This is a genomic window from Spirillospora sp. CA-128828 (assembly GCF_050945415.1).
GTDB lineage: Bacteria > Actinomycetota > Actinomycetes > Streptosporangiales > Streptosporangiaceae > Spirillospora.
Genome location: NZ_CP191986.1, coordinates 8,510,110 through 8,535,988 on the forward strand (window position 1 = coordinate 8,510,110; position 25,879 = coordinate 8,535,988).

Annotated in this window: 22 protein-coding genes; 3 read left to right on the top strand and 19 right to left on the bottom strand. The window is 72.3% G+C overall.

Annotated features, from left to right (window positions below; translation table 11 throughout):
• Window positions 1-27 precede the first annotated feature (27 nt).
• The 5 genes from ACQPXG_RS40835 to glgX form a co-directional block, all read right to left on the bottom strand.
• Window positions 28-1,299 (bottom strand): ATP-binding protein, encoded by a 1,272-nt coding sequence (locus ACQPXG_RS40835; protein WP_433464503.1) that lies wholly within the window; start codon window positions 1,297-1,299, stop codon window positions 28-30.
• Window positions 1,300-1,399: 100 nt separating this feature from the next.
• Complete coding sequence (locus ACQPXG_RS40840) at window positions 1,400-2,071, bottom strand: response regulator transcription factor (RefSeq protein ID WP_026402549.1); 672 nt, start codon at window positions 2,069-2,071, stop codon at window positions 1,400-1,402.
• Between the two features lie 123 nt (window positions 2,072-2,194).
• Window positions 2,195-3,997 (bottom strand): malto-oligosyltrehalose trehalohydrolase, encoded by a 1,803-nt coding sequence (gene treZ / locus ACQPXG_RS40845; RefSeq protein WP_433464504.1) that lies wholly within the window; start codon window positions 3,995-3,997, stop codon window positions 2,195-2,197.
• The gene (gene treY, locus ACQPXG_RS40850) at window positions 3,994-6,372 is read right to left on the bottom strand and encodes a malto-oligosyltrehalose synthase (protein ID WP_433464505.1); all 2,379 of its coding nucleotides are present in this window, start codon (window positions 6,370-6,372) and stop codon (window positions 3,994-3,996) included. Before treY ends, treZ begins: the two co-directional genes overlap by 4 nt.
• Before the next feature lie 18 nt (window positions 6,373-6,390).
• Entirely contained in the window at window positions 6,391-8,553 is a 2,163-nt protein-coding gene (glgX, locus tag ACQPXG_RS40855; RefSeq protein ID WP_433464506.1) for a glycogen debranching protein GlgX, read from the bottom strand.
• A gap of 232 nt (window positions 8,554-8,785) precedes the next feature.
• On the opposite strand from glgX, the gene ACQPXG_RS40860 reads away from it, so the two are divergent.
• Both ACQPXG_RS40860 and bfr read left to right on the top strand, forming a co-directional pair.
• Window positions 8,786-9,079, top strand: coding sequence for a (2Fe-2S)-binding protein (locus ACQPXG_RS40860; protein WP_433464507.1), 294 nt, complete (start codon window positions 8,786-8,788; stop codon window positions 9,077-9,079).
• A gap of 82 nt (window positions 9,080-9,161) precedes the next feature.
• The gene (bfr, locus tag ACQPXG_RS40865) at window positions 9,162-9,659 is read left to right on the top strand and encodes a bacterioferritin (protein WP_433464508.1); all 498 of its coding nucleotides are present in this window, start codon (window positions 9,162-9,164) and stop codon (window positions 9,657-9,659) included.
• Window positions 9,660-9,755: 96 nt separating this feature from the next.
• Here the strand turns inward: bfr and ACQPXG_RS40870 are convergent, their stop codons facing one another.
• Window positions 9,756-10,751 carry an adenylate/guanylate cyclase domain-containing protein gene (locus tag ACQPXG_RS40870; protein WP_433464509.1) on the bottom strand — a complete coding sequence of 332 codons (996 nt, stop codon included), beginning with the start codon at window positions 10,749-10,751 and terminating at the stop codon, window positions 9,756-9,758.
• Between the two features lie 123 nt (window positions 10,752-10,874).
• Window positions 10,875-11,735 carry a biotin--[acetyl-CoA-carboxylase] ligase gene (locus ACQPXG_RS40875; RefSeq protein WP_433464510.1) on the bottom strand — a complete coding sequence of 287 codons (861 nt, stop codon included), beginning with the start codon at window positions 11,733-11,735 and terminating at the stop codon, window positions 10,875-10,877.
• 79 nt (window positions 11,736-11,814) lie between these two features.
• Between ACQPXG_RS40875 and ACQPXG_RS40880 the strand changes: the two genes are divergently transcribed.
• Window positions 11,815-12,588 (top strand): enoyl-CoA hydratase/isomerase family protein, encoded by a 774-nt coding sequence (locus tag ACQPXG_RS40880; protein ID WP_433464511.1) that lies wholly within the window; start codon window positions 11,815-11,817, stop codon window positions 12,586-12,588.
• Here the strand turns inward: ACQPXG_RS40880 and ACQPXG_RS40885 are convergent.
• The 12 genes from ACQPXG_RS40885 to ACQPXG_RS40940 form a co-directional block, all read right to left on the bottom strand.
• On the bottom strand, window positions 12,585-13,241 hold the full coding sequence (locus ACQPXG_RS40885; RefSeq protein WP_433464512.1) for a GntR family transcriptional regulator: 657 nt from the start codon (window positions 13,239-13,241) through the stop codon (window positions 12,585-12,587). The two genes, ACQPXG_RS40880 and ACQPXG_RS40885, sit on opposite strands and share 4 nt — an antisense overlap.
• On the bottom strand, window positions 13,238-14,377 hold the full coding sequence (locus tag ACQPXG_RS40890) for a CaiB/BaiF CoA transferase family protein (protein WP_433464513.1): 1,140 nt from the start codon (window positions 14,375-14,377) through the stop codon (window positions 13,238-13,240). The genes ACQPXG_RS40885 and ACQPXG_RS40890 overlap by 4 nt, the downstream gene beginning before the upstream one ends.
• Window positions 14,374-15,816 carry an aldehyde dehydrogenase family protein gene (locus ACQPXG_RS40895; protein WP_433464514.1) on the bottom strand — a complete coding sequence of 481 codons (1,443 nt, stop codon included), beginning with the start codon at window positions 15,814-15,816 and terminating at the stop codon, window positions 14,374-14,376. Before ACQPXG_RS40895 ends, ACQPXG_RS40890 begins: the two co-directional genes overlap by 4 nt.
• A gap of 90 nt (window positions 15,817-15,906) precedes the next feature.
• Entirely contained in the window at window positions 15,907-16,983 is a 1,077-nt protein-coding gene (locus ACQPXG_RS40900) for a C45 family autoproteolytic acyltransferase/hydolase (RefSeq protein ID WP_433464515.1), read from the bottom strand.
• A complete protein-coding gene (locus ACQPXG_RS40905) occupies window positions 16,980-17,624 on the bottom strand; it encodes an FMN-binding negative transcriptional regulator (RefSeq protein WP_433464516.1) in 645 nt (214 codons plus the stop codon). Before ACQPXG_RS40905 ends, ACQPXG_RS40900 begins: the two co-directional genes overlap by 4 nt.
• Before the next feature lie 2 nt (window positions 17,625-17,626).
• Entirely contained in the window at window positions 17,627-18,616 is a 990-nt protein-coding gene (locus ACQPXG_RS40910; protein ID WP_433464517.1) for a P1 family peptidase, read from the bottom strand.
• On the bottom strand, window positions 18,613-19,389 hold the full coding sequence (locus ACQPXG_RS40915) for an ATP-binding cassette domain-containing protein (RefSeq protein ID WP_433464518.1): 777 nt from the start codon (window positions 19,387-19,389) through the stop codon (window positions 18,613-18,615). Before ACQPXG_RS40915 ends, ACQPXG_RS40910 begins: the two co-directional genes overlap by 4 nt.
• Window positions 19,386-20,390 carry an ABC transporter ATP-binding protein gene (locus ACQPXG_RS40920; protein ID WP_433464519.1) on the bottom strand — a complete coding sequence of 335 codons (1,005 nt, stop codon included), beginning with the start codon at window positions 20,388-20,390 and terminating at the stop codon, window positions 19,386-19,388. Before ACQPXG_RS40920 ends, ACQPXG_RS40915 begins: the two co-directional genes overlap by 4 nt.
• Window positions 20,387-21,214, bottom strand: coding sequence for an ABC transporter permease (locus tag ACQPXG_RS40925; RefSeq protein WP_433464520.1), 828 nt, complete (start codon window positions 21,212-21,214; stop codon window positions 20,387-20,389). The genes ACQPXG_RS40920 and ACQPXG_RS40925 overlap by 4 nt, the downstream gene beginning before the upstream one ends.
• Window positions 21,211-22,176, bottom strand: a complete 966-nt coding sequence (locus ACQPXG_RS40930; protein WP_433464521.1) for an ABC transporter permease — start codon at window positions 22,174-22,176, stop codon at window positions 21,211-21,213. Before ACQPXG_RS40930 ends, ACQPXG_RS40925 begins: the two co-directional genes overlap by 4 nt.
• Window positions 22,177-22,180: 4 nt before the next feature.
• Window positions 22,181-23,797, bottom strand: a complete 1,617-nt coding sequence (locus ACQPXG_RS40935; RefSeq protein WP_433464522.1) for an ABC transporter substrate-binding protein — start codon at window positions 23,795-23,797, stop codon at window positions 22,181-22,183.
• A 28-nt stretch (window positions 23,798-23,825) separates the two neighbouring features.
• Window positions 23,826-25,751 carry a primary-amine oxidase gene (locus ACQPXG_RS40940; protein WP_433464523.1) on the bottom strand — a complete coding sequence of 642 codons (1,926 nt, stop codon included), beginning with the start codon at window positions 25,749-25,751 and terminating at the stop codon, window positions 23,826-23,828.
• Between the last annotated feature and the right edge of the window lie 128 nt (window positions 25,752-25,879).

Here is a 25,879-nt window from a genome sequence, read left to right on the forward strand (position 1 = left end):
CCCGCGGCCGGCGGCGCCGCCCGCCCGTCAGGTGGGGCCCATCACCACGGGCTGAGAGGCCAGCAGGGCCTCGGCCGGCTGGCGGAGGAAGACGCTGAACACCGCTGGGCGGGTCTGGGTCAGCTCCAGGCGGCCGCCGTCCATCACCGCCAGGGACTGGGCCAGGTAGAGGCCGAGCCCGGTGCCGCGGCCGCCGCTGATGCTGCGTTCGAAGATGCGGGGCGCCAGCTCGGACGGGATTCCGTCGCCCTCGTCGCCGACCTCGACCATCACCGAGTTCGCGCCCGGTTTGGTGTGGATGGTCACCGTCCCGGCGCCGTGCGTCAGCGCGTTCTCCAGGAGGGTGGCGACGATCTGGGAGAGGCCCTCGGGGTTGGTCATGCCGACGAGGCCCTGCTCCCCGATGATCCGGACGTTCCGGCCCGCCTTGCGGAAGCTCGGCCGCCACTCCTCGACCTGCTGGGCGATGATCTCGTCGATCGGGGCCGGGACGACGCCGCCGGCCCGGTCGTGCCGGGCGCGGGCGAGCAGCTGCTCGACGACGGCGACGAGCCGTTCGGTCTGCGCCACCGCCGCGGCGCCCTCCTCCCGGACGACGTCCGGATAGTCGGCCGCTTCGATCATCTCCTCCAGCCGCATGGACAGCGCGGTCAGCGGGGTGCGCAGCTGGTGGCTGGCGTCGGCCGCGAAGCCGCGGCTGGCGATGAGCAGCTGGGTGATGCGGACGGCGCTGCGGTCCAGCTGCTCGGCGACCCGGTCGACCTCCGGGATGCCGTAGCGGCGGGGACGCGGGCGGGCGTTGCCGCTGCCCAGCCGGTCGGCGGTCTCGGCGAGGTCGACCAGCGGCAGGATCAGCTTGCGGGCCTGCACCATCGCCAGCCCGACGGTGACGGCGACGCCGAGCAGGGCCAGGCTGCCGACCAGCAGGATCAGCCGCAGCGCGGCGTCGCGGACCTGCGCCTCCGGGCGCGACACGCGGACCCGGACGGCGCCGTGCGCCGCGGTCGCGGACAGGACGCGGCCGCGCCGCGGCGGCCCGGCGGTGACCGTCCGGCCGTCCGGCATCGTGATCGAGATGTGCCGGCCCGGGTACTCCCGCGCGATGACGGTGCCGGTGACGGGCCGGTGCGACTCCAGGCTGAAGCCGACACCGCCGGCGATGGAGGACGCCTCCCGGTCGAGCGACCGGCCGGCCTCCTCGTAGACGAGCTTCTGGGCGGCGTAGGCGAGGGGTATGCCGAGCAAGAGGAGCGCGACCACCGCCACCGCGAGCGTCGACAGAAGGAGTCGGCGCCTCATCAGGGCTCCTTCGAGGGTGGGGCCACGGACCGTGCGGCACGCGTCCCCGGGGGCCTCTCGGGAAGGCCCCCGGCGTCCCGCACGACCGCGGCGGCCGGTGCTAGTCGCCGCGCTCGAACCGGAAGCCGACGCCCCGCACCGTGGTGATGTAGCGGGGGCTGCCGGCGTCGTCGCCGAGCTTGCGGCGCAGCCAGGAAATGTGCATGTCGAGGGTCTTCGTGGAACCCCACCAGTTGGTGTCCCACACCTCGCGCATGATCTGTTCGCGGGTCACGACCTTGCCGGCGTCGCGGACGAGGACGCGGAGCAGGTCGAACTCCTTGGTGGTCAGCTGGAGCTCCTGCTCGCCCATCCAGGCGCGGCGCGACTCGGCGTCGATCCGCACCCCCTGGACGATCGGGGTCTCGGTGCTGCCGCGGCGCAGCAGCGCCCGCACCCGGGCGAGCAGCTCGGCCAGCCGGAACGGCTTGGTCACGTAGTCGTCGGCGCCCGCGTCCAGCCCGACGACGGTGTCGACCTCGTCGGCCCGGGCGGTCAGGATCAGGATGGGCACGCCATGGCCCTCGGCCCGTACCCTCCGGGCCACCTCAAGGCCGTCCAGTTCCGGAAGGCCGAGATCAAGGACGATCAGGTCCACACCGCCCCCGAGCGCCCGCTCCAGCGCCTGCGGGCCGTCCGGGCTGACTTCGACGGTGTACCCCTCGCGCCGCAGCGCGCGGGCGAGAGGCTCGGAGATGGACGTGTCGTCCTCGGCGAGCAGTACTGAGGTCATGAACCGATCGTATGACCATTCTTGAACATTGCCCGGCTGCCGCCGCGCTCTTGACCTGCGGTTTGCCACTCGTAGTACATCCTCGAACACCACTTATCGGGCCGAATCCGGGTGTAGACCGCATCACGCCCCGGCCGCCGCCGACCCGGAGGAGGCGAAGACCGCGACCGAGGCGGCCGGCAGCTCCACCGCGGCCGTTCCGGAATCGCCGATGCCGTCGGCGTCCAGGTGAATTGCCGGATTCGATGCGAGCAGCAGCCGGGGAGGCGCCCCGCCGGGAGGGGACGCCGGGAGGAGCACGGGGAGGCCGCCGAGGTTCGCGGCCACGCAGACGGCGCCGCGCCACATCATGAGCCAGCGCGCCGCGTTGTCGTCCGCCTCGACGCTCGTCGCGGTCAGGCGGGGATCGTTCAGCTCGGGCCTGGACCGGCGCAGCGCGATCAGGGAGCGATGCCATTCCAGCAGGTCGCGATGGGCCGGCCGGTCCGGCTCGGACCAGTCCAGGACCGACCGCCGGAAAGTATCCACAGCCTGTGGATCGGGAACCTCGCCGGTCCAGCCGTGCCGGGAGAACTCACGCCGGCGTCCCTCACTGACGGCGCGGGCGAGCTCAGGGTCCTGGTGGTCGGTGAAGTAGCACCAGGGGGTGGACGCGCCCCATTCCTCGCCCATGAACAGCATGGGCGTGAACGGGGCGAGCAAGAGCAGCGCCGCGCCCACCTTGATCAGGCCGGGAGAGGGCAGAAGGGCTCCTAGACGGTCTCCTGCCGCGCGGTTGCCCACCTGGTCGTGGTTCTGCAGAAAGCCGAGGAAGCAATGCGCAGGGGTCTGCTGGACGTTCACCGGACGACCGTGACGCCGTCCCCGGTACGTGGACATGGTCCCGTCGTGGACGAAGACCCTGGTGAGGGCCTTCTTCAGCGTTTCCAGCGAGCCGAAGTCGCAGTAGTAGCCCTGCCTTTCACCGGTGAGCGCCGCGTGCAGAGAGTGGTGGAAATCGTCGCTCCACTGGGCGTCGAGGCCGTACCCGCCCGCTTCTCTGGCCTTGACCAGGCGCGGGTCGTTCAGGTCCGATTCCGCGATGAGGAGAAGTTCCCGTCCCAGGTGCGCCGATTGGGCGGCCACAGCACGTCCCATCTCTTCCAGGATGTGCACCGCGCTGTGGTCGGTGATGGCGTGGACGGCGTCAATGCGCAAGCCGTCGAAGTGATAGTCGCGCAGCCACATCAGCGCGTTCTGGACGACGAACGCGCGGACCTCGTCCGAGCCCTCCTGGTCGAAGTTCACCGCGTCGCCCCAGGGGGTGGCATGGGCGCTCGTGAAGTACGGCCCGTATTCGCCTAGCCGATTCCCGTCCGGGCCCAGGTGGTTGTAGACGACGTCCAGGACGACGGCCAGGCCGCGCGCATGGGCGGCGTCCACGAAACGCTTCAAACCGTCCGGGCCGCCGTACGGCTCATGCGGCGCCCATAAGTGAACGCCGTCGTAACCCCATCCGTGGTGGCCGGGAAACGACGCGACCGGCAGGAGCTCGACGGCGTCGATCCCGAGCGCCACCAGATGGTCGAGACGCTCGGTCGCCGCGTCGAACGTCCCTTCGGACGTGAACGTGCCCACGTGCATCTCGTACAACACGCTCCCGGGGAGCGGGCGGCCATGCCAGTGCTGGTCGGTCCAGGCGAACCGTTCGTGGTCGTAGACGCGGCTCTGACCGTGGACGCCGCCGGGCTGCCACGGCGAGCGCGGATCGGGCACAACCTCCGCAGCGCCGTCCAAGACGAACCCGTAGTCCGTCCCATGTTCTGCGGCCGGGACTTCGGCCTCCCACCATCCGGACGACAGCGCCGCCATGGGATGCCGCGTGCCGCCGGCCACGACTTCGACGTGTCCGGCGGCCGGCGCCCACACCGCGAACCGGGCGCTCACCGATCGATCTCCCGAGGGACGAGCAACGCGACGGGCAGGTGCTCGAAGAGGCGCGACGCGTCCAGGATCGGGCCCATGTGCGTGCAGCCGGTCAGGACGTCCCGCCAGCCCTGGCGGCGGACGTCCACCCGCGTGCCGCCCCAGCCGCCGCGGCGCTCCAGCCCCACGGGCAGCCGGGTCGCGAGCGCGACCGCCTCCCCCCGGGCGAACCCGACGACGTGCTCCGCCGCGACTCCCCGCGCGCTGACGGGCTCGTGACGGGACCCAGGCCCGAACCACTCCGGATGCGCCCGCCGGAGCCGCAGAGTCCGCGACGTGACCAGGAGCTTCTCGTCGTCCACCTCCTTCGGCTGCCGGCCGGTGTCGAGCCGGAACAGGTGCTCGCGGCGGCGCCCGTAGTCGACCGGCCGCCGGTTGTCGGGATCGACGAGCGCCAGGCCGGTGAGCTCGCAGCCCTGGTAGACGTCCGGGACCCCCGGCATCGCCAGCTGCACGAACTTCTGCCCGAGCGTGTTCACGCGCGCGTAAGGGGCCAGCTTGGCGACGAACGCGGTCATGTCCGTGACGAGGTCCGGGTCGGCCAGGATGGCACGCGCATACGCGAGGACGGCCTCCTCGTAGTTCAGGTCTGGGTCGATCCAAGAGGTGCGCGTCTTGGCTTCGCGCATCGCCTTGATGAGGAACTCCTCCAACCTGCCGATGGTGAGCGGCCACGCCCCGACGAGCGTCTGCCAGAGCAGGTATTCGAGGTCCGGTTCCAGAGGCGACTCGACCGGACCCCAGTTCCGCCACCGCTCCACCGCTTCGACCCACTCGTCTGGGAGTTCCGACAGCACGGACAACCATGCCCGCACGTCCTCCTCACGCTTGGTGTCGTGCGTGGACAGCGTCGTCATCGTGAGCGGCCAGTCGCGTGCGAGCCGTATGCAGTACGCGTGGAAGTCCTCCGGGCTGACGGTGAACCGCCCAGGGGCGCCACCCACCTCGTTCAGCGCGGCCATCCGGTTCCACCGGTAGAACGCCGTGTCTTCCACGCCCTTGGCGGCGAGCGGAGCCGACGTCTGCTGGAAACGCACGATGAACTCGGCGTCGGTGCGTTCACCACGCCCGAGGGCCAGATCCACGACAGCCTCAAGGTCGTCGTGCAGTTCCTCTGGCAGATGCGCTCGTGCACGGTGAGCGGCCTCGTTCAGGACGTCAACGGCCTGTTGCGGCGCATCCTCTCCTGGCACGACGTACGCGCGGTACACGGGCATGCCGACCAGCAGTTCGACCAATGCCTGCTCCAAGCCCGGACGACGCTCGCCCACGACCCGGTGGAGGACGCGCAAAAGCCGGTCGATCTCGGGCTTCAGGCCGTGTGTGGCGGCGTACAGGCGGGCATCGTGCTCGACCTCAGCGAAGTCGGCCGGGTGGCCCGTCAGCGACACGTAGTAGTCGGTGAGCGGCTTCTCCCCCGCCGGGTCGACGAACAGCCCGCCGATCATGCCGAGCGCGTCGTAGCCGGTGGTGCCCGCGCACGGCCAGTCCGGCGGCAGCCGCTCCTCCCCCTCAGTGATCTTCTCGACGAGCAGCCGGCGGTCCGTGGCCGCCTCCGCCAGCCGCCGCAGGTAGCCGCGCGGGTCGGCGAGACCGTCCGGGTGGTCGACGCGCAGGCCGTCCACCTGGCCCTGCTCGACCAGGCTCAGCAGCAGCGCGTGCGTGCGCTCGAAGACCTCGGGGTCCTCCTGCCGCAACCCGATCAGCCCGGAGATGTCGAAGAACCGGCGGTAGTTGGGCTCGCCCTCGCCGGGCAGGACGACCCGGCCCCCGCCCGCGTCCCAGTCGATGTCGAACCACTTGGCGAACGGCGAGTCCCGCCCGTCCGCCAGGACCGCCGCGAGCGGCAGGTTCAGGTCGCGGCGGTCCGGGATCGCCATGTGGTTCGGGACGACGTCGACCAGCACCCGCAGCCCATGTGCGCGGAACCGGGCCGCCATGGCGCCGAACGCCTCGGCCCCGCCCAGCTCGTCCGACAGCCGGGAGTGGTCGACGACGTCGTAGCCGTGCGTGGACCCGGGCGCCGCCTGCAGGATCGGCGACAGGTAGACGTGCGACACGCCGAGGGACGCCAGGTAGGGGGCCAGCGCGGCGGCCTCGGCGAATCCGAAGTGATCCTCGGGGGTGCCGCGGAGCTGGAGGCGGTAGGTACCGGTCGGCGGTACGGCGAGCGTGTCCTCCTCCGGAACGGCCCTGTCTGCTCGTTCGGCTCCGCCTTCTTGGGCGGCTCTGTCTGCCTGCTCTGCTCTGTGGTCCTCGGACACGGTTTCCTCAGGGGGTTCGGCGGCGGGAAGCGGTTCCTCTGGAACGGGTTCGGCGTTCATGTCGTCGTTCATCTGCTCGTCTCCACGCCCTCAGACCCGGCGCAGGACCTGGACGGAGCGGGCGGCGGCCGGCACGTTCTCGCCGGCCTTCACGACGGGCGACTCCTCCTCGGCGAGCAGCGGATCCGCGGTGTCGAGCAGCTTCATCCACATCTGCCCGTACGGCGCGGGCGGAAGTGTGAACGGCAGGTCCCCGTCGTGCGCGTTGAACAGCAGCAGGAAGGAGTCGTCCCTGACCTGCCGGCCATGCCGGTCGGGCTCCCCGATCGCGTCGCCGTTCAGGAACACGTACAGCGACTTGTTGAAGCCGGCCGACCAGTCCTTGTCGGCCATCTCCGTCCCGCCGGGCGTGAACCAGACGAGGTCCGGCAGGTCCTCGGGCTTCGCGCCCGCGCGGGCGCGCCTGGTCCGCTGATCGCCGCGGAAGAACCGCCTGCGGCGGAACACCGGATGCCCGGTCCGCAGATCGGACAGCCGCCGGACGAAGTCGAGCAGCGGGCCGCGCTCGTCGAAGAAGGTGTCGTCGCGCAGGCCCGTCCAGTCGACCCAGGAAAGCTCGTTGTCCTGGCAGTAGGCGTTGTTGTTGCCGCCTTGCGTCCGGCCTATCTCGTCGCCGTGCAGGAGCATCGGGACGCCCTGCGACAGGAACAGTGTGGTGAGCAAGTTGCGTTTCTGGCGTTCGCGCAGCGACACGACGTCCAGATCGTCCGTCGGGCCCTCGTGACCGCAGTTCCACGACCGGTTGTCGTCGCTGCCGTCCCGGTTGCCCTCCCCGTTGGCCTCGTTGTGCTTGGCGTCGTAGGACACCAGGTCGTGCAACGTGAAACCGTCATGGCACGTCACGAAGTTGATCGAGGCGATGGGGCGGCGGCCGTCGTCGGCGTACAGGTCGGACGAGCCCGTCAGCCTGGACGCGAAGCCGGGCATCGCGCCCGGCTGCCCGCGCCAGTAGTCGCGCGCCGTGTCGCGGTACTTGCCGTTCCACTCGGTCCAGAGGGGCGGGAAGTTGCCGACCTGGTAGCCGCCCTCCCCGATGTCCCACGGCTCGGCGATCAGCTTCGCCTGGGACACGACCGGGTCCTGCTGGACGAGGTCGAAGAACGCCGACAGCCGGTCCACCGCGTGCAGTTCGCGGGCGAGCGTCGCGGCGAGGTCGAACCGGAACCCGTCCACGTGCATCTCGGTCACCCAGTACCGCAGCGAATCCATGATCAGTTGCAGCACGTGCGGGCTGCGCATCAGCAGGCTGTTGCCGGTGCCCGTCGTGTCCGTGTAGTAGCGGGGGTCGTCGTCGGCGAGCCGGTAGTACGAGGCGTTGTCGATGCCGCGGAACGACAGCGTCGGCCCGAGGTGGTTGCCCTCGGCGGTGTGGTTGTAGACGACGTCGAGGATCACCTCGATCCCCGCCTCGTGCAGCGCCTTCACCATCGCCTTGAACTCCTGCACCTGCTCGCCCCGCCGCCCGGACGAGGAGTACTCGGCGTGCGGCGCGAAGAACCCGATCGTGTTGTAGCCCCAGTAGTTGCGCAGGCCGCGGCTCGTCAGCGCGTCGTCGTGGACGAACTGGTGGACGGGCATCAGCTCCACCGCCGTCACCCCGATCGAGCGCAGATGCTCGGTGACCACCGGGTGGCCGAGCCCCGCGTACGTGCCCCGCAGCGCCGGCGGGACGTCCGGATGCCGGGCGGTGAGGCCCTTGACGTGCGCCTCGTAGATCACCGTCTCGTGGTAGGGCGTGCGGGGCGGGCGGTCGTCCCCCCAGTCGAAGTAGGGGCTGACGACGACCGACCGCATCGTGTGACCGGCCGAGTCGGCGTCGTTCCGCGACCACGGATCGCCGAAGTCGTACCCGAAGCACGACTCGTCCCAGTCGACCTCGCCCTCGACGGCCTGTGCGTACGGGTCGAGGAGCAGCTTCGCCGGGTTGCAGCGCCGGCCGCGGCGCGGGTCATAGGGGCCGTGCACGCGGTACCCGTACCGCTGCCCCGGCATGACGCCCGGGAGGTAGCCGTGCCACACGAAGGCGTCCACCTCGGGGAGCGGGAGCCGCGTCTCCTCGCCGCTGCCCACCGGCCCGTCGAACAGGCACAGCTCCACCCGGTCGGCCACCTCGGAGAAGACGGCGAAGTTCGTCCCCGCGCCGTCGAACCGGGCCCCGAGGGGGTAGGCGTCGCCCGGCCAAACCTGAGCCACCGTCCCGCCCTCCCGTCCGATACGGCGCCGGGCGCCGGGCGACGCACCGGCCGGGGCCGCACGCCGGAAGCCCTTCCCCGTGAGGGGTGGATCACACCGATCGGGACCCCACTGGCCAGAACGGACATACGTCGGCTACCTTAGGGGAGCCTTACCTTAATGAGGGTGTCCTTACAGGCCCAGGTCGGGCGCGTCGAACCAGGATGAGCCGCACGGAAGGTCTTCCACCGGAATGTACGTCTGCATCTGCAACGCCGTCACCGAGGACGACGTTCACGGCTGCATGGCGAACGGCTGCACGACCGCCAAGGCCGTCAAGGAGGCCTGCGGCTTCAAGCCGGGCTGCGGTTCCTGCACCAAGCGCATCCACACCATGGTCAGTCAGTACCGGACGGCCGCCGAGCTGGCGGACGCCCTGACCGGCGGCCCGGCGTCGCTGTCGCCCGTTCCCGAGACGCCCGCGGTCCCCGCGCCGGCCCTGCCGGAGATCGCCGCCGGCGAGGCCGCCCCGCCCACCGCCGCCTGAACGCCGCCCGGGCCCCGGCGGACACGCGTCCGCGGGGGGTTAGTGCTGTCCTGAACCCCGGCCGCATGGAAGCATGGGCCGCATGGAAGGCGACAAGGACATCATCGCGCTGCTGAACGACCAGCTCACCGCGGAGCTCACGGCGATCAACCAGTACTTCCTGCACTCCAAGATGCAGGAGAACTGGGGCTTCACCCGCATCGCCCGGCACACCCGCGACGAGTCCATCGACGAGATGCGGCACGCGGAGCGGCTCACCGACCGGATCCTGTTCCTGGAAGGGCTGCCGAACTACCAGAAGCTCGGCACCCTGCGGATCGGGCAGAACATCGTCGAGCAGCTGGAGGCCGACCTCGCGATCGAGATGGAGGCCGTGGCGCGGCTGCGGCCCGGCATCGAGCTGATGCGCTCGCGCGGCGATGTCACGTCCGCCCGGATCTTCGAGGACATCCTCGCCGACGAGGAGCAGCACATCGACTACCTGGAGACCGAGCTCAGCCTCGTCCAGGCCCTCGGCGAGCAGAACTACCTGCAGCGCCTCACCGACTCCCCCGGCGAGGGCGGGCCCAGCCCCGCCTGACGTCACGGCGGCGCCGTCGCCATTGTGGGGGGGCGACCCCCACACTCCCGGCAAGAACAGACCGACCATCGTCCTCCGCTGCGCCCCGGACGCTGGTCAGTCGGTTCTGCGGAGCACGTACGGCTGGATGATGCCGAGGCCGCGGACGGGGCGCTTCACGATCCGGGTGACGTCGTAGCCCGGCGCCCCCTCCAGCCGCGCCGCCAGCTCGCCGTCGATGACGACCGCGCCCGGCCTGGCCAGGGAGGTGAGCCGGGCCGCGAGGTTGACGGTCGTCCCGAACATGTCGCCCATCAGCGGCAGGACGGGCCCGTACGCGACGCCGACCCGCACGTCCGGGACCTCCGTCTCGTCCTGGATCGCCGCGGCCACCGTCAGCGCGATCTCCGCGCCGATCTCGGGCGTCGCCGCGCTGAACAGCACCTCGTCGCCGAGCGTCTTCACCAGCCGGCCGCCGCAGGTGGCGATGATGTCGGCGGCGGTCTCCTCGAACCACTCCACCACGCGGGCCAGCTCGATCTCCTCCAGCTCCCGGCTGACCTGGGTGAAGGAGACCATGTCCGCGAAACCGACGGTGGTCATCGGGCGGCCCGACGGGTCGCCGTTGTCCCGGGTCGCGGCCGCCGCCAGCGCCCGGGTCCCGGCGGCGGCGAGCTGCCGCCGCCAGGCGTGCACGACCAGCGGCTCGAACTCGCCGATGTGCTTCTCGGCGATGTCCACGACCGTGTCCACGGCCTCCGCGGACGGCGTCTCGGCCAGGTCGTGGGTCAGCATGCTCCGCAGCAGGTTGACCTGCCACTCGGCGAGCCGGGTCATGGTCTGGCCGAACGCCCGGACCAGCCGGACCACGCCCTCCTCGTCCAGGATCCCGTCGTCGACGAGCCTGCGGAGGCGGTCCAGCGCGGAGACGTCGCCCTCGGTGTAGGCGATCGTCTCGTCCGGCATCGACGGGTAGCCGAACGCCCGCCAGATCCGGCCGGCGAACTCGCGGGACACCCCGGCCAGCCGGACGGCGTCGACGCGGTTGTACCGCAGCTCGCCACCGAGCAGGAGCTCCTCGATCTCCTTCGGATCCGGCAATCCGGCCGCCATCTTCCGCCCCTCAGTGCGCCGCCGCCGTGGGCCGTGGCGGTGGCGTCGTGGATCGGTACCCGCCCATATCGTCGCAGATCAGCAACCGGGTCAACGTCCGGACCGCGGATCGCCGTTCCCCGTTCACCGGACGTGCACCACGTCGCCGGCGCTGACCGCGCTGTCCCCGCCCGTCCCGGCGACCACCAGCCGCCCCGCGCCGTCCACGTCCCGTGCCGTCCCGTCCAGCCGTTCGCCGGCGGGGAGCTCCACCCTGACCCGGCGGCCGAGGGTCGTGCACAGGTCCTTGTACGCGGTACGCAGCCCGCTGCTCTCCGGATCACCGCCGAGCGCCGTCCACTCCCGGTACCAGGTCGCGAACTCGCGGAGGACCGCGCGCAGCATCGGCGCCCGGTCGCTCAGCGGCGCGCCCTCGATCGCGAGGGACGTCGCGGTCGGCACGGGCAGCTCGTCCTCGCGCAGCCCGACGTTGAGGCCGACGCCGACCACGAGCCCGTCGTCGACCTTCTCGACGAGGATCCCGGCCAGCTTCCGGTCCCCCGCCAGCACGTCGTTCGGCCACTTCAGCCGCGCGTCCACGGCCACGTCGCCGCTGTCGCCGAGGAACCCCTCCGCCGCCTGCGACCAGGCGGTCATCCGCCGGACGGCGGTGGCCACGGCGACGCCGGTCAGCAGCGACGCCCAGCCGAGCAGCGAGACCGGCACCTGCGGCCGCAGCAGCATCGAGAACGTCAGCCCGGAGCGCGGCGGCGCGGTCCAGGTCCGTCCGAGCCGCCCGCGGCCCGCCGTCTGCGCCTCGGTGACCAGCACGGTCCCCTCCGGCGCCCCCTCCCGCGTCCGGGCGGCGAGATCGGCGTTGGTGGACCCCGTCTCCTCCACCACGCGGACCTCCCGCCACAGCCCGCCCTCGCGGACGAGCGCCCGCTGGAGCGCCGCCTCGTGCAGCGGCGGCCGATCGAGATCCCCATAAGGTGAGTCGCTCACACGACCAATCCAACCCCATGGCGAGTTCGATCTTGGGACCGGCGTCGGCCGCGCGGACCCCGATCGTTAGGGTGCCCCCATGGATGGTGTGACGCTGCGGCGCGACGGGCACGTCGCGGAGATCGTGCTGGACCGGCCGGAGGCCCTCAACGCCCTGTCGACGGCGATGGCGCGGCGGCTCGCGGACGTCTGCGCCGAGGTCTCGGCGGACGCGTCGGTTCGCGCGGTGGTGCTCGGCGCGGCCGGTGAGAAGGCGTTCTGCGTGGGGGCCGACCTCAAGGAACGCAACTCGATGACCGACGACGAGATCCTCGCGCAGCGTCCGGTCTTCCGCGCGGCGTTCGGCGGCGTCCTGAACCTGCCGCAGCCGGTCATCGCGGCCGTGCACGGCTACGCGCTCGGCGGCGGCTGCGAGTTCGCGCTGTCCGCCGACCTGATCGTCGCGGACGAGACGGCCGTGTTCGGCCTCCCCGAGGTGAGCGTCGGCCTCGTCCCCGGCGGCGGCGGAACCCAGCTCGCGCTGCGCCGTCTCGGCCCCGGCAAGGCCGCCGACCTGGTCTTCACCGGCCGCCGCCTCGGCATCGAGGAGGCCCTCGAATACGGCCTCGCCGACCGCCGGGTCCCGGCGGGGACGGCCCGCGAGGAGGCCCTCGGCGTCGCCGCCGCCATCGCGCGGAACTCCCCGGCCGCCGTCCGCGCCGCCAAGCGCGCCATGCGCCTCGGCGGCGGCGTCGGCCTGGACGCGGGCCTCGAACTGGAGGAGAACGCCTGGCGCACCGTCGCCTTCTCCGCCGACCGCCGCGAGGGCATCGCCGCCTTCAACGAGAAGCGCAAGCCCGTCTGGCCCTCCTAGGCGGAGGTGGCGATGAGGCTTTCCAGCGCCGCCACGGCGTGGGCGCGGTGCGTGCTCAGGATCCGGACCGCCTCGTCGACCGCTCCTTCGCGGAGCGCCTCCAGAGCGGCGCGGTGCTCGTCGATGACGCGGTCACGGTTGACGGGCTCGCCGTAGTAGATCGAACGGTAGGCGTCCGTGGAGTCCCACAGCGTACGGATCAGGCGGACGAGCCGCGGCATGCCCGCGAGCTCGTAGAGGGCCATGTGGAAGGCCCGGTTCGCGGCGGCCATCAGCAGGACGTCCCCGGCGCCGGCGGCGCGCTCGACCTCGTCCTCGGCCCGTTCGAGCGCCTTCAGGTCGTCCGCGGTCAGGCGGGCGGCGGCGCGGCGGACGGCCTCCTCCTCCAGGATCTCGCGGATGCGGTAGACCTCGCGGAGATCGTCCAGGGACAGTTCCTCCACGGCGTAGCCGCGGTGCGCCCGGTAGCTCACCAGCCCTTCGCCCTGGAGGGTCTTGAGGGCCTCGCGGAGCGGGACGCGGCTGACGCCGAGCTCGCGGGCCAGGACGTCCTGCCTGATCGGATCGCCCGGGCGGATCCGGCCCGTGGTGATCGCGCGGCGCAGTTCGTCCAGGACGAACTGCTGGGCCGTCGGCGGCCGCTGCGGGGTCATCGGCCCAATATCTCACGGACCCACGCGTCGTCCTCGCCGAGCCGCGGGGGCGCGAGCCGGTAGGCGGGCGGCGTCGCGCCGAGCCGCAGCGGGTTCGCCACCTGGTCCACCGGACGGCCCCGGCGCGGGTCCTCCAGCCCGACGGCGGGGGCCAGGCCCAGGTGGGCGCCGAGGTCGAACGCCTCGGCCAGGTCGTTGATCGGCCCGCATGGGACGCCGGCGGCGGAGAGCGCGGTGAACCAGTCGTCGGCGTTCCGGGTGCGCAGGGTCGCGGACAGGGCGGCGACGAGGGACTCCCGGTGCTCGACGCGCCCGGCGTTGGCCGCGTGGCGGGGGTCGGCCGCCAGGTCGTCGCGGTCCAGGACGGCGCAGAGGGCCGCGAACTGGCGGTCGTTGCCCGCCGCGATCACGATCGGCCGGTCGGCGGTGGGGAACACCTCGTACGGAACGATGCTCGGGTGCCGGTTGCCCATCGCGGCGGGCACCTCTCCGGCGGCCACGTAGGCGGACGCGTGGTTGGTCAGGGCCGACAGCAGCGAGGACAGCAGCGAGACCTCCACACACTGCCCCTCGCCCGTCCGGTCGCGGTGGCGCAACGCGGCGAGCACGCCCACGCAGGCGTGCAGGCCGGTGATGACGTCGACGAGGGCCACGCCGGTCTTGGTGCCCTGGCCGGGCTCACCGGTGACGCTCATCAGGCCGCCCACCGCCTGGGCGATGAGGTCGTATCCGGGCAGGCCGGCGCCCTCGCCCGCGCCGAAGCCGGTGATCGAGCAGTAGACGACGGGGGGATTGAGTTCCCGCGCCCGCCCGTAGCCGAGGCCGAGCCGGTCCATGGTGCCGGGGCGAAAGTTCTCGACCACGACGTCGGCGCGGGCGATCAGGGCGCGTGCCACGTCGGCGTCCTCACGCAGGTCGAGGACGATCGACCGCTTGTTCCGGTTGACGGAGAGGTAGTACGTCGCGTCGCCGTCAGCCGAGTACGGCGGGCCCCAGGAGCGGGTGTCGTCGCCCGTGCCGGGTCGCTCCACCTTGACGACGTCGGCGCCGAGGTCGGCCATCAGCATCGTCGCGTAGGGCCCGGCGAGAACCCTGCTGAAGTCGGCGACGAGCAGCCCGTCGAGTGCCCCTGTCACGCGGGCGCTCCCAGGTAGACGGTGACGGTGTGGGTGTAGAAGTCGCGCGCGGCGCGGCCCTGTTCCTTCGGGCCGAATCCGCTCTGCTTGACGCCGCCGAACGGCACGTGCGGGAACGTCCCGGCCGACTCGGAGTTGACGTGGAGGACGCCGACCCGCACATGGTCGAGGGCCGAGAGCGCGACGCCCAGGTCCCGGGTGAAGATCGCCGCGGAGAGTCCGTGGTCGCTCTGGTCGGCGAGCCGGAGGGCCTCCTGCGGGCCGGACGCCCGGATCGCACCGACGACCGGGCCGAACAGCTCCCGCCGCCAGAACTCCACGCCGGTGGCCGGCAGCTCCATCAGGGTCGGCGGAACGAACCAGCCGGCCGCGAGGTCGCCGCTGTAAGGGGCGGCGTCTGTGAGCGGGGTCGCGCCTTCCTCGACGGCGCGGCGCACACCGACGGTCACCCGCTCGCGGGCGGCCTCGCTGATGAGCGGCCCCATCCGGACGTCCGGGCGGAGCGGGTCGCCCACGGTGATGTCCCCGGCGAGGCGGGCCACGCGTGCCAGCAGCTCGTCCGCGACCGTCTCCTCCACGATCAGGCGGGACGTGGCGGTGCACTTCTGCCCGGTCGAGCGGAACGCGCCCGCGCACACCTGCTCGGCGGCGTGGTCGAGGTCGGCGTCGGCGAGCACCACGGAGGCGTTCTTGCCGCCCAGCTCCGTCTGCACCGGCTTGCCCAGCTCGCCGCACCGGGCGATGATCGCCCGGCCGACGGCGGTGGAGCCGGTGAAGGACACCGCGGTGACCCCCGGATGGCCGACGATCGCGCCGCCCACCTCGCCTTCGCCGTAGACGAGGTTCAGCGTCCCGGCGGGCAGGCCCGCGTCGGCGAGGGCCCGCGCGAGGCGCTGGGCGAGCAGCGGCACCAGCGAGGACGGCTTCCACACGACCGTGTTCCCGTAGATCAGCGCGGGCGCGATCTTCCAGGCCGGGATCGCGATCGGGAAGTTGAACGGGGTGATGATCCCGGCGGTGCCCACCGGCCGGCGGACGACGAGGACGTTCTCCCCGGAACGGGGCGAGGGGAAGATCTCGCCGTTCTCGCGGTCGGCCTCGGAGGCGTAGTACCGCAGGATCCGCGCGGCGCCCCGGACCTCGCCGACGCCTTCGGCGAGGGTCTTGCCCTCCTCGCGGGTCAGCTCTTTCCCCCACTCCTCGGCGTTGCGGTCGAGGATCGCGGCCGCTCCGGCGAGCACTTCGGCGCGGGCGTGGTACGGCGCGGACGCCCATTCCGGCGCGGCCGTCCGGGCCGCCTCGACGGCGGTCTCGACCTGCGCGGCGGAGGCGAACCGCCCGCGCGCGACGATCTCGTCCGGGCGGGCCGGGTTGGCGTCGGCGAACTCCGCGCCCGCCCCCTCGGCCCACCGGCCGCCGATCAGGTTCAGGACGTCCATGCACCCCTCCCACGTATGGATATTGGATCCAATATAGATCACCTCGGCGGGCTGAAGGAGGCGGGCTCCCTCACCGGCGTCTCGGCATTGTCAGTAGGTCCGCCAGGTGGACGGGGAGGACCCGCAGGGCCCGCCCCGGTGGACGGCGAGGCGTCCGGCGGCGATGTCCAGGCTGATCGTCGCCAGCGTCTCCCAGCGGTCTTGGAAAGGGTCGGCGGGCACGGGGTGCGCGCAGACCGGGGCGTCCTCGGGGGCATGACCAAGCAGTGCCCTGGCGCGGTCCGCCGGAGCCGCGGCGGCCAGGCCGTCCGCGTGGGCCTTCAGGTGCTCGAAACGGGCGTAGGTGCCGGGACGCTCGTTGCCGAGCGCCTCCCCCGTCGCAAGCTCCGGGTCCATGAAGTGGTTGGTGTGCAGGAGCAGCCCGTCCGGGCCCGCCGGGACGACACCGACCCCATCCGGGCAGATCTCCAGGGCGGCGGCCCGGCCGCGTTCCCCGTCGTAGGTCACGACGGTGATCGCGGTGGACGCCGAGGTGCGGGCCGAGCGGGCGATCCGCTCGGCGTCCTCCAGCGTCGCCGCCTCGTCCAGGACGCGACGGGCGACCACGTGCACCGGGACGCCGATCGAACCCCCGTCGGAGGCGTGCCGCAGGATGTTGAAGTGCACGCCGAGTCCAGCGCCGTTCACCCCGATCTTGCCGAGCGCGCCGAACTCGGTGAAGGTCCGCACGCGGTGGCCGGGGCGCGGCTCGTACGTCCACACCAGGGGCATGTCGCGCATCACGTCGTGCCAGTCCCAGGTCTGGACCGTGCGCGGCGGTGCGCCGTCCGGCAGGACCACGGCGGTGGAGCACTCGCCCTCGCCGGTGGCGCCCAGCGCCGCGAGGATCTCGGTACGGGCGTTGACGGCGGCCACCTGCCAGGGCTCAAGGCCCGCGCCGGTGGCCATCGCGGCGATCTCGGCGCCCAGCCCGGGCGCCCACGCGGTGGTCTCGGCCAGCGCGTCCTCGCTCAGCGCGCGCACCCTCGTCGTGTCGCCGCCGAGGACCTCGAACAGTCTGGCGTAGCCGGTGTAGGCGGCACCGATCTCGGTGCCCCAGCGCAGGCCGAACGCCCGGCCGCGCTCCACGGCGTCGGCCTGCGCTGAGACGAACTCGGGGACGGTCACGACTCTCCCCTCGGGTCGACCACGTCCATCAGGTGTGCCAGCCCGGCGTTGCCCTCCGGGCCGGCGAACGCGTCCCGGATGTGTCCGTGGGTCCGGTCGTCGGCGTCCTGGCTGACCTTGAACAGCTTCGCCTCGTCCCGGACGTGCACCCGGAACGCGACCACGCCGCCGACGATCTGCCGGAACACGTCCCTGGAAGCGGCGCCCGGTTCCCACTTCGGCGTGCGCGGCGTCTCCATCGCCTGGACGGTGCGTTCGACCACGTCGAGCATCTCCTCCTCGCCGAGGATCAGCTCCAGCCGCCCGGTCAGGTGCACGGCACCGTAGTTCCAGGTCGGGACGGACGGTTCCGCCGCGCCGTGCATGCTCGGCGAGACGTAGCCGTGCGGCCCGGAGAACACCACGAGCACCTCGGTCGCGTCGCCCTCCCACTGGCGCCAGTGCGGGTTCACGCGGGCCATGTGCCCGAGCAGGGTCGTGCCCGCGAACGAGCCCTCGACCTGCCCCTCCGGCAGGACAGGCGCGTGGGTGGCGACCGGGACCCCGCCCCGGCCGCTGACCACCAGGGCGAACGGGTTGCTCCGGACGAGGTCGTTCGCGTGCCGCGGGTCGTGCACGGCGAAACGGGGGAACTCGAACATCGCTACTCCACGCCCTTGAGGATCGCGTCCCAGGCGACCTCGGAGGCCAGCGCGCCGAACCCGGTGGGCGGGACGCCGGGCAGGTCGACCTCGTCGGTGGTCAGCGCGAACATCACGTCGCCATCGGTCAGCGTGTGGAACGGCTGGATGCCGCGGTGCATCGAGCTGTGCACCTGCCGGGCCACCTGGTCGAGCTCACGGTCGGTCAGCCGGACGTTGGTCACCATCACGGTCAGCGTCGTGTTGCCCCGGACAGCCTCGGCGGGCTCGTCGCGTCCGACCTGCGCCGCGTAGTCCACGGCCGGGTGACGGCGCCCGCCTTCGGCGGCGTGGTAGTTGCCGCGCACGACCGTCCCGTCCCGGTCGACGACGGCGCCGACCGCGTTGACGACGGTGGCGACGAGCACCTTCGCCTCTCCGAACGTCCCGAAGGCGGCGCCCTGCCCGGCGAACTCGGCGCGTGCGAAGTCGGCCTTGCCAGTGCTCGCGGCACGGCCCGCGCCGCAGCGCCCGACCGGGAACCCGCCCTCGCGGGCGGCGCGCAGCGCGGCGGCGCCGAGCGCCGCGTCAGGGTGCACGGCGTTGTCGCGCACCGAGAAGTCGTAGATCACCGCGCCGGACACGAGCTGCAGCTGGTCCCACTTGGTGAGGTTGCGGTTGCGGGCCAGCAGTTCCGCACTGACTCCGGCGACCGCGCCGAGGCCGTACACCGAGCCGCCGGCGAAGCAGATGGCGTGGTTGAACTCGTATCCGCCGCTGAGGCCGACCGCGCCGCCGCGCGCGTCCACCGCCGTCCGCGCGCCCGCCGGGACGTGGACGACCGTGCAGCCGGTCGGCCCTTCCTCGTACTCCGCGGTCCCGACGAACACTCCGGGCAGGTCGAACGGGACGGTGCCGCTCCCCGGGCTCGGCCGCGGCGTCAGCGGAAGGTCGGGGTTCCCCGGGACGTCCGGCGCGTACGCGGACGGCGTCGCGGGCCGCGGCTCGGTCATAGCGTCTCCAGCAGTTGCTTCGAGTATTCGTGCGACGGGCTCGTGTGGAAGACCTCGGTGGCGGCGGTCTCGACCACCTCGCCGGCCCGCATGACGGCGATGCGGTCCGCCGCGTACCGGACGGCGCCGAGGTCGTGGGAGATGAACAGGGCGCCGAACCCGTACTCGTCCCGCAGGTCCTTGATCAGGTTGAGGATCTGCACCTGGACCGACACGTCCAGGGCGCTGACGGGCTCGTCGAAGACGATGAACCCGGGCCGGGTGATCAGGGCGCGGGCGATGGAGACGCGCTGGCGCTGCCCGCCCGACAGCTCGTGCGGGTAACGGCCGGCCAGCTCCGGTTCCAGGCCCACCCGGCCGAGCATCGCGTGGACGCGCTCGTCCGCGCCGGCCGCCTCGCCGATCACGACCAGCGGCTCGGCGATGCTCCGCCCGACCCGCATCCGCGGGTCGAGCGACCACTGCGGATGCTGCAGGACGGCCTGCATCCGCCCGGCGAGCGCACGGCGGCGGCGCGGGAACGGCTCGCCCTCGAACCTGACCGTCCCGGACGTGGGCCGGCGCAGCCCGAGCGCGACCCGGCCGGTCGTGGTCTTGCCCGACCCCGACTCGCCCACCAGCCCCAGCGTCTCGCCCGGCGCGACCCGCAGCGACACCTCCCGCATGGCGTACAGCGGGACCCGGTTCAGCGGCGTCCCGGTCTTGAAGACGACGGTCACCTTCTCCAGTTCCAGTACCGGCGGCGTCCCCGCCGGGGTCTTGGTCATGCTCATGCGCGTGCCTCCAGGCCGGTGGCGGCGAGTTCCCCGGCCCGGTGACAGAGGACGCTGCGGCCTTCCACGTCGCGTGGCTCGGGACGTTCGGTCGTGCACCGCTCCACGCTGAACGGGCAGCGTGGAGCGAAGGCGCAGCCGGTGGACGCCCCCGTGAGCAGCGGCGGCCGCCCGGGGATCGGTTCGAGCCTCGTCCCGAACGCGGCCTTGGCGGGCGCCGCCCCCGCCAGCGCCGCCGTGTAGGGGTGGGCGGGACGGCCGAGGACCTCGCCGGCGGGGCCGTCCTCGACGACGCGGCCGCCGTACATCACGGCGATGCGCCCGCACAGCCGCCGGGCGGCGGGCAGATCGTGGCTCAGCCACAGGATGCTCGTCCCGGTCTCGGCGGCGAGCGCGAACACCATGTCGGACACCTCCGCGCGCACCTGGGCGTCCAGCGCGGCGGTGGGCTCGTCGGCGACCAGCAGGCGCGGCCCGCCTGCCATCGCCATCGCGATCGCCACCCGCTGCGCCATCCCGCCGGACAGCTCGTGCGGGTACGACCGCGCCACCCGCCGCGCGTCCGCCAGCCGCACCCGCTCCAGGTGCGGCGTCACGTCCGCCCTGCGGTCGCCGAGCGCGAGCCGGAGCTGGGCGCCGACCCGCATGGTGGGGTCGAGCGACCCGGCCGGGTCCTGGAAGACGAAGCCGAGCCGCTCGCGGCGGAGCCGGCGCAGCGCGCCGGGCGCCAGGTCGAACACGGACTCGCCCGCGATCCGGACCGTCCCGGCGACCGGCACGGCCGCGCGCGGCAGCAGCCGCCCGACCGCCGACCCGAGCGTGGACTTGCCCGATCCGCTCTCCCCGACGATCCCGACCGTCTCGCCCGCGGCGACCGCCAGATCGGCGCCGTCCAGCGCCCGGACGCGCGAGGACGTCCCGGGCCCGCGCGTCGCGTAGTCGAGCACGAGCCCGTCGATCCGCAGCAGTCCCGTCCCGCCGGTCTTGTCGAGGACGGTCATGTGAGGGACCTCGTTTCTCTCGGTTCGAGACGATCGCGCAGGCCGTCGCCGAACACGTTGATCGACAGGATGGCGAGGACCAGCACGACACCGGGGCCGACGACCAGCCAGGGCGCGGCGACCAGGTAGACGGCACCCTGGTTGATCAGCATCCCCAGCGACGCCCGCGGCGGCTGGACGCCCAACCCGAGGAAGCTGAGACCGCCCTCCACCGAGATGCCGACCGACAGCGCGTAGGTGCCCTGCACCGCGACCGTCCCGGCGACGTTCGGCAGGACGTGCGTGCCGAGCACCCGCGGCATCCGCGCGCCGCCGACGACGGCGGCGGTGACGTAGTCGCGCTGCGCCACGGCCGTCGCGGCGCCCCGCACGAGCCGTGTCATCAGCGGGATCGTGACGAGGACGATGGCGGCGAGCGCGGCGAGCTGCCCCGGGCCGAGGACCGCCGCGACCAGCACCGCCATGATGATGGCCGGGAAGGCGTACAGCACCTCGACGAGCCGCATCACCAAGCCGTTGACATGGCCCCCGCTGTACCCGGCGACGATGCCGAACCCTGTGCTGACCGCCGCCGTCACCAGCACGGCGGCCGACGACAGCAGGAGCGTGGTGGCGATGCCCTCCAGGACGCGCGGCAGCATCGAACGGCCGAGGTTGTCGGTGCCGAGCCACCACTGCGGGCCGGGGGCCTGCAGCCGCGGCCCGACGATCTCGTCCGGGTCGCCGCCGAGATGCACCACCGAGCCGAGCGCCGCGAGGACGAGCACCAGCAGGACGGCCAAGCCGGCCCTGGACAGCGGGTCCAGCCGTTTGATCATGGTCATCTCGCCGCGACCTCCCCGCCGAGCCTCGGGTCGATCAGCCGGACGGCCAGGTCGACCAGCACGTTCATGACGATGAACACCGCCGCCGTGAGCAGCACGCACGCCTGCACGACCGCGTAGTCGCGGCGGCCGATGGCCTGGACGGTGTAGGAGCCGATCCCGGGCAGGTTGAACACGTACTCGACGATCAGCGCCCCGCCGAGCAGGTACGCGGCGATCGTCGCGGTCAGCGTCACGACCGGCGGGGCGGCGTTGCGCAGGACGTGGTGCCGGACGATCGACCACGGCGACGCCCCGCGCGCCACCGCGGCGGTGACGTAGGGCTCGATCAGCACACCGAGGGCGGCGTCCCTGGTCGTCCGGGCGACGGCGGAGACGGCGAACACCGACAGAACCAGCGCGGGCAGCACCAGCGAGCGGACGTTGCCGGCCGGGTCCTCCCCGAATGGTACGTACCCGCCGGTCTTGAGCCCCAGCGAGTACCGGGAGAACAGGAACACGACCAGGCTGCCCAGCACGAACTCCGGGACGCTCACGCCGAGCCCGCTGAACAGCCGCCCGGCCGCCCCGCCGCCGCCCGGACGTGCGCGGACGGCGGTCAGCACGCCGAGCGGCACGCCCGCGAGCACGGCGACGACGACGGCGAGCCCGGAGATCTCCGCGGTCACCGGCAGCCGTGCCCGCAGTTCCGCCGACACCGGCTGGCGGCTGATCATCGAGAATCCGAAGTCGCCCTGCCCGACGGCGGCGAGCCAGTGCCAGTACTGCAGGAACACCGGCTCGTCCAGCCCGTACCGGGCGGCGAGCGCGTCCTTCTGGCCGGACGTCGCGAACGGCCCGAGGATCGTCTCGGCGAACGAGCCCGGCATCAGCCGGACCGCCACGAAGATCAGCACCGAGACGCCGGCCAGGGTCGCGGCCCCGCTCAGCAGGCGGCCGGACCACCACAGCAGCACACGCATCGGGCTACTTCGACTTCACTCGCGCGTCGGCGACGAGCCGCAGCACGTTGCCGTAGCCCTCGCTCGCGTACACGCTCGGGCTGAGCAGATCGGTGCGGTAGGCGACGGTCGCCGGACGGGTGACCAGCGGGATCATCTGGGCGTCCTGGTCGACCTTGGCGCAGACCTCGCTCATCGCCGTCTTCCGCTCGGTGCCGGGCGTCTCACCGGCGGCCTTGATGAGCTTGTTCAGTGCGGGGTCGGGTTTCATGAACCCGACGTTGAAGCCCGCCTGCTCCGGGTTCCACCACCGCATCACCATCGCGGGATCGGCGTAGCCGGCGAACCACGACAGGGCCGCGTCGAACTTCGCCGGTTTCGGCGCCTCCCCGTAGACCATGCCCGACCAGCTCGCCTCGTCCATCTGCTCGATGTTCACCTTGACGCCGATGCGCTGGAGATTCTGCTGGATCACCTGCGCCACGACCGGCGCGGGCTGGGTCGAGTAGATGCTGAGCGTGAAGGAGAGGTTCCGCGCGCCCGCTTCGGCGAGCAGGCTCTTGGCCTTGTCCAGGCCGGCCTTGGCGGACGGCAGGGACGCCGGGTCGCAGGCGCCCGGCAGCCCGGCAGGGGTGACGGCGGTCGGCTTGCCCTGCCCGCCCATCGCCGCGTTCGCGATCTTCGTGCGGTCCATGGCGATGTTGATCGCGGTGCGGACGCGCGGGTCGGCGAACGGTGACGCGGCCTTCCTGGTGTTCAGCATCAGGTAGTAGAAGTCGGTGGTGGCCTGCGTCGCGACGTTGACGTTGGACGCGCCGGCCAGGGTCGTGCGCGAGTCGACGTTGCCCAGGATCGCCATGGACTCGCTTCCGTTCTGCAGCGCGGCGACCCGGGCGGCCTCCTCGGGCACGATCGCGACCTCCAGGCCGTCGACCGCCGGCTTGCCCTTCTGCCAGTACCGGTCGTTGCGCTTGAACGCCCATGACACGTCCTGCCGGTGGTTCACGACGGTGAACGGGCCGGTGCCGAGCATCCTCTTGACCGGATCCAGCGAACCGTCCTTGATCTCCTTCATCGGCAGGACGGCGGCCGGGATGTTGGCGAGCGCGGCGAGGAACGGCGAGTAGGGGGCGCTCAGCGTGACCTTGACGGTCCGCACGTCCTGCTTCGCCACCGACTCGACCGGGCCGAGCTGGCCGCGCCACACCGACTCGGAGCCGAGCAGCCGCTTGAGGCTGCCGACCACGTCGTCGGCGGTCATGGTCCGCCCGTTGGAGAACGTGACGCCTTCGCGCAGGTGGAACACGTACGTCGTGTCGGACGGGGTGTCCCAGCTCTCGGCCAGCAGCGGCTGGACGGAGTAGTCGGGGCCGATCGTCGTCAGCGTCTCGTAGACCGGCGACATGAGCGTCCAGGTCGAGGCGACGTCGGCCATCTGCGGGTCGAGGCCGGTGGGCCCGCCGATGTCGACGTGCGTCCCGAGCTTGAGGGTGCCGCCCGCGGGCAGCGACGCGTCGGCGACACCGAGATAGCCGGGCCTCGCGGAGGCGTCGCCCGACTTCGTGTCGACCGACGAGCACGCCGATGTGATCAAGAGGGCGGCGGCGATGGCGGCACTGCAGGCCGGGCGTGTATGGCGCATGGGTTCATCTCTCTCCGAAGCTCGGGGTTCAGTGGCAGTGCCCCGCGGTGCCCGGCGGAACGTCCAGGGTCGGGTTGCGATCGAAGAACCCGACGGGCTTGAGGGTGAAACCGCAGGTGTCGACGGGCATGACCGGCCAGTCCTCGGTCCGCGGGAAATGGGTCAGCCCGAAGGTGTGCCAGAGCACGATGTCCTGGCCGTCGATGTCGCGGTCGTGCGCCGTGTAGCGCGGCAGACCGTCCCCGCCCGGATGCTGGTTGACCAGGGCGCCGGCAGGATAGCGCTCCGCCTGGTCGTATCTGGTGACCCACAGGTGCCGGGTTGCGAACGCCGCCCGGCGCCGGATCGACGATCCCGGGGCGGCGAGCAGGGTCGGCTCCCCCTCGGGGTACAGCGCGTAGGCGACCGGCCGTCCGAGACGGTTGCGGCTGGACGGGTTGACGACATGCCAGGTGCGGCCGAGGCCGCGGTCGGCGTCGCGCTGCCCGTCGCTCTCCCTGCGCAGCCGCGTGGCGGACCGCCCGAACGGGTTGCCGTGCGGGTTCCCCTCGCCCATCGGGCGGGGCCGGACGTCCACCTCTTCGACGACGTTCTCCAGGCCGTCCACCATCATGTCCAGGCGCGCGCCGAACAGGTGCTGGTGGTAGGGGGCCGCCAGGCCCGGGGCGACCTCGGACGCGTACGGCTCCGCCCGCTCGTCGTAGACACCGGTGAACACGATTCCGGTGGCCTTGACCTCCAGTTCGATGGTGCCGTCCAAGTACAGGTACCAGTAGAAGCCGTAGTCGTAGTTGCCGACGGTGACGAAGAAGGAGATGACCAGCCGGCGCTGCCGCCGCGTCTCCTTGGAGCCGTTGGCCGGATCGGTGTGCTTCCACAGCACGCCGAAGTCCTCCTCGTGCATGCAGATCGCGTTGCGCAGCACGATCGGCGACCCGTCGTCTCCGGCCACGGTGGCGTCCAGGTAGGTGATCTCGCCGAGGCAGTCGCAGCCGAGTTCGAGCGCGTTGGCGAGCTTCCCGAGCTGGTACTCGCCCGTGTCGAAGTAGTTCTGCCAGAACCGGACCGGGCTCGGATCGCCGTAGGCGACCAGCATCTCGGCGACCGACGCCCGGTACACGATCGGCCTGACCCGGTCGCCGTCGGCGAAGCCGATCTGGTGCAGGACGAGACCCTCGCGCATGTCGTAGCCGAGGCGCAGGCTCCAGTTCTCCCAGGTGACGAGCGGGCCGTCGAGGCCGAAGCCCGGCCCGTCCGGCTGGGTGATCTCGATCGGCCGCTGGGTCGTGCGGTACTCGGTGATCAGGTGGTAGTCGCCGGGCTCGGCGGGGACCGGCTGGGCCCCGGTGTCGACGATCTCGATCACGGACTCGTCGATCAGGTCCACGTAGGCGACCAGTCCGTCGATCGGATGCGCCCACGGCAGGCTGCCGGGCGTGGGCCGCAGATGCGCGAGGACCCGGGCGACACGGCGCCCGTGTTCGCCGTCGAGGCCGTAGTGACCCGCGGTCAGCGCCGCCATGTAGACGGTCGATATGTCGTCGATCCCCCGGGCCTTGAGCGCCCGCGCCCACTCCGGATCGTCCGCGAGGACGCGCCGGACGAGCGCATGGTCCCCGTCCAGCAGCGGGACCTGCCCCTCCTCGGCCGGATCGATCGCGACGCGTGACTCGACCCGCTCCGCGGTGATCGAGACGATGGCGGTCCAGGACTCACCGGAGGCCGGGTCGAGCAGCAGCACCCTGGCCCGCCGGTGGACCGGCTCGCCGTGCGTGAACTCCAGCACCGTCCGCTTGGGCGGTTCCTCCAGCCCCAGGTAGGCGACCCTGGTCCGGGCGAGGCCGTCTTCGGCAAGGATCCGCCCGACCGCGCGGATCTCGTCCGCGCCCAGCGGGTCGAGCGGATGCGGCCGTTCCCCGGGCCCGAGTGCCCTGCCGGACGTGTGCGCGCTCATGCGTCCTCTTCGCGGTTGTTACTCTCCGACGCCGGAACGTTCCGGCAAGGACGATGCCGGAACGTTCCGGCATCTGGCCGGACCATAAGCGTGTGACGGACGCCACGACAACCCCTTCGGACCGTCCA

Coding starts and splice junctions, on each gene's coding strand:
- ACQPXG_RS40835 (WP_433464503.1), bottom strand. CDS start 1,299: ATGAGGCGCCGACTCCTTCTGTCGACGCTCGCGGTGGCGGTGGTCGCG.
- ACQPXG_RS40840 (WP_026402549.1), bottom strand. CDS start 2,071: ATGACCTCAGTACTGCTCGCCGAGGACGACACGTCCATCTCCGAGCCT.
- treY (WP_433464505.1), bottom strand. CDS start 6,372: ATGAACGACGACATGAACGCCGAACCCGTTCCAGAGGAACCGCTTCCC.
- ACQPXG_RS40860 (WP_433464507.1), top strand. CDS start 8,786: ATGTACGTCTGCATCTGCAACGCCGTCACCGAGGACGACGTTCACGGC.
- bfr (WP_433464508.1), top strand. CDS start 9,162: ATGGAAGGCGACAAGGACATCATCGCGCTGCTGAACGACCAGCTCACC.
- ACQPXG_RS40870 (WP_433464509.1), bottom strand. CDS start 10,751: ATGGCGGCCGGATTGCCGGATCCGAAGGAGATCGAGGAGCTCCTGCTC.
- ACQPXG_RS40880 (WP_433464511.1), top strand. CDS start 11,815: ATGGATGGTGTGACGCTGCGGCGCGACGGGCACGTCGCGGAGATCGTG.
- ACQPXG_RS40885 (WP_433464512.1), bottom strand. CDS start 13,241: ATGACCCCGCAGCGGCCGCCGACGGCCCAGCAGTTCGTCCTGGACGAA.
- ACQPXG_RS40895 (WP_433464514.1), bottom strand. CDS start 15,816: ATGGACGTCCTGAACCTGATCGGCGGCCGGTGGGCCGAGGGGGCGGGC.
- ACQPXG_RS40905 (WP_433464516.1), bottom strand. CDS start 17,624: ATGTTCGAGTTCCCCCGTTTCGCCGTGCACGACCCGCGGCACGCGAAC.
- ACQPXG_RS40910 (WP_433464517.1), bottom strand. CDS start 18,616: ATGACCGAGCCGCGGCCCGCGACGCCGTCCGCGTACGCGCCGGACGTC.
- ACQPXG_RS40915 (WP_433464518.1), bottom strand. CDS start 19,389: ATGAGCATGACCAAGACCCCGGCGGGGACGCCGCCGGTACTGGAACTG.
- ACQPXG_RS40920 (WP_433464519.1), bottom strand. CDS start 20,390: ATGACCGTCCTCGACAAGACCGGCGGGACGGGACTGCTGCGGATCGAC.
- ACQPXG_RS40925 (WP_433464520.1), bottom strand. CDS start 21,214: ATGACCATGATCAAACGGCTGGACCCGCTGTCCAGGGCCGGCTTGGCC.
- ACQPXG_RS40930 (WP_433464521.1), bottom strand. CDS start 22,176: ATGCGTGTGCTGCTGTGGTGGTCCGGCCGCCTGCTGAGCGGGGCCGCG.
- ACQPXG_RS40935 (WP_433464522.1), bottom strand. CDS start 23,797: ATGCGCCATACACGCCCGGCCTGCAGTGCCGCCATCGCCGCCGCCCTC.
- ACQPXG_RS40940 (WP_433464523.1), bottom strand. CDS start 25,751: ATGAGCGCGCACACGTCCGGCAGGGCACTCGGGCCCGGGGAACGGCCG.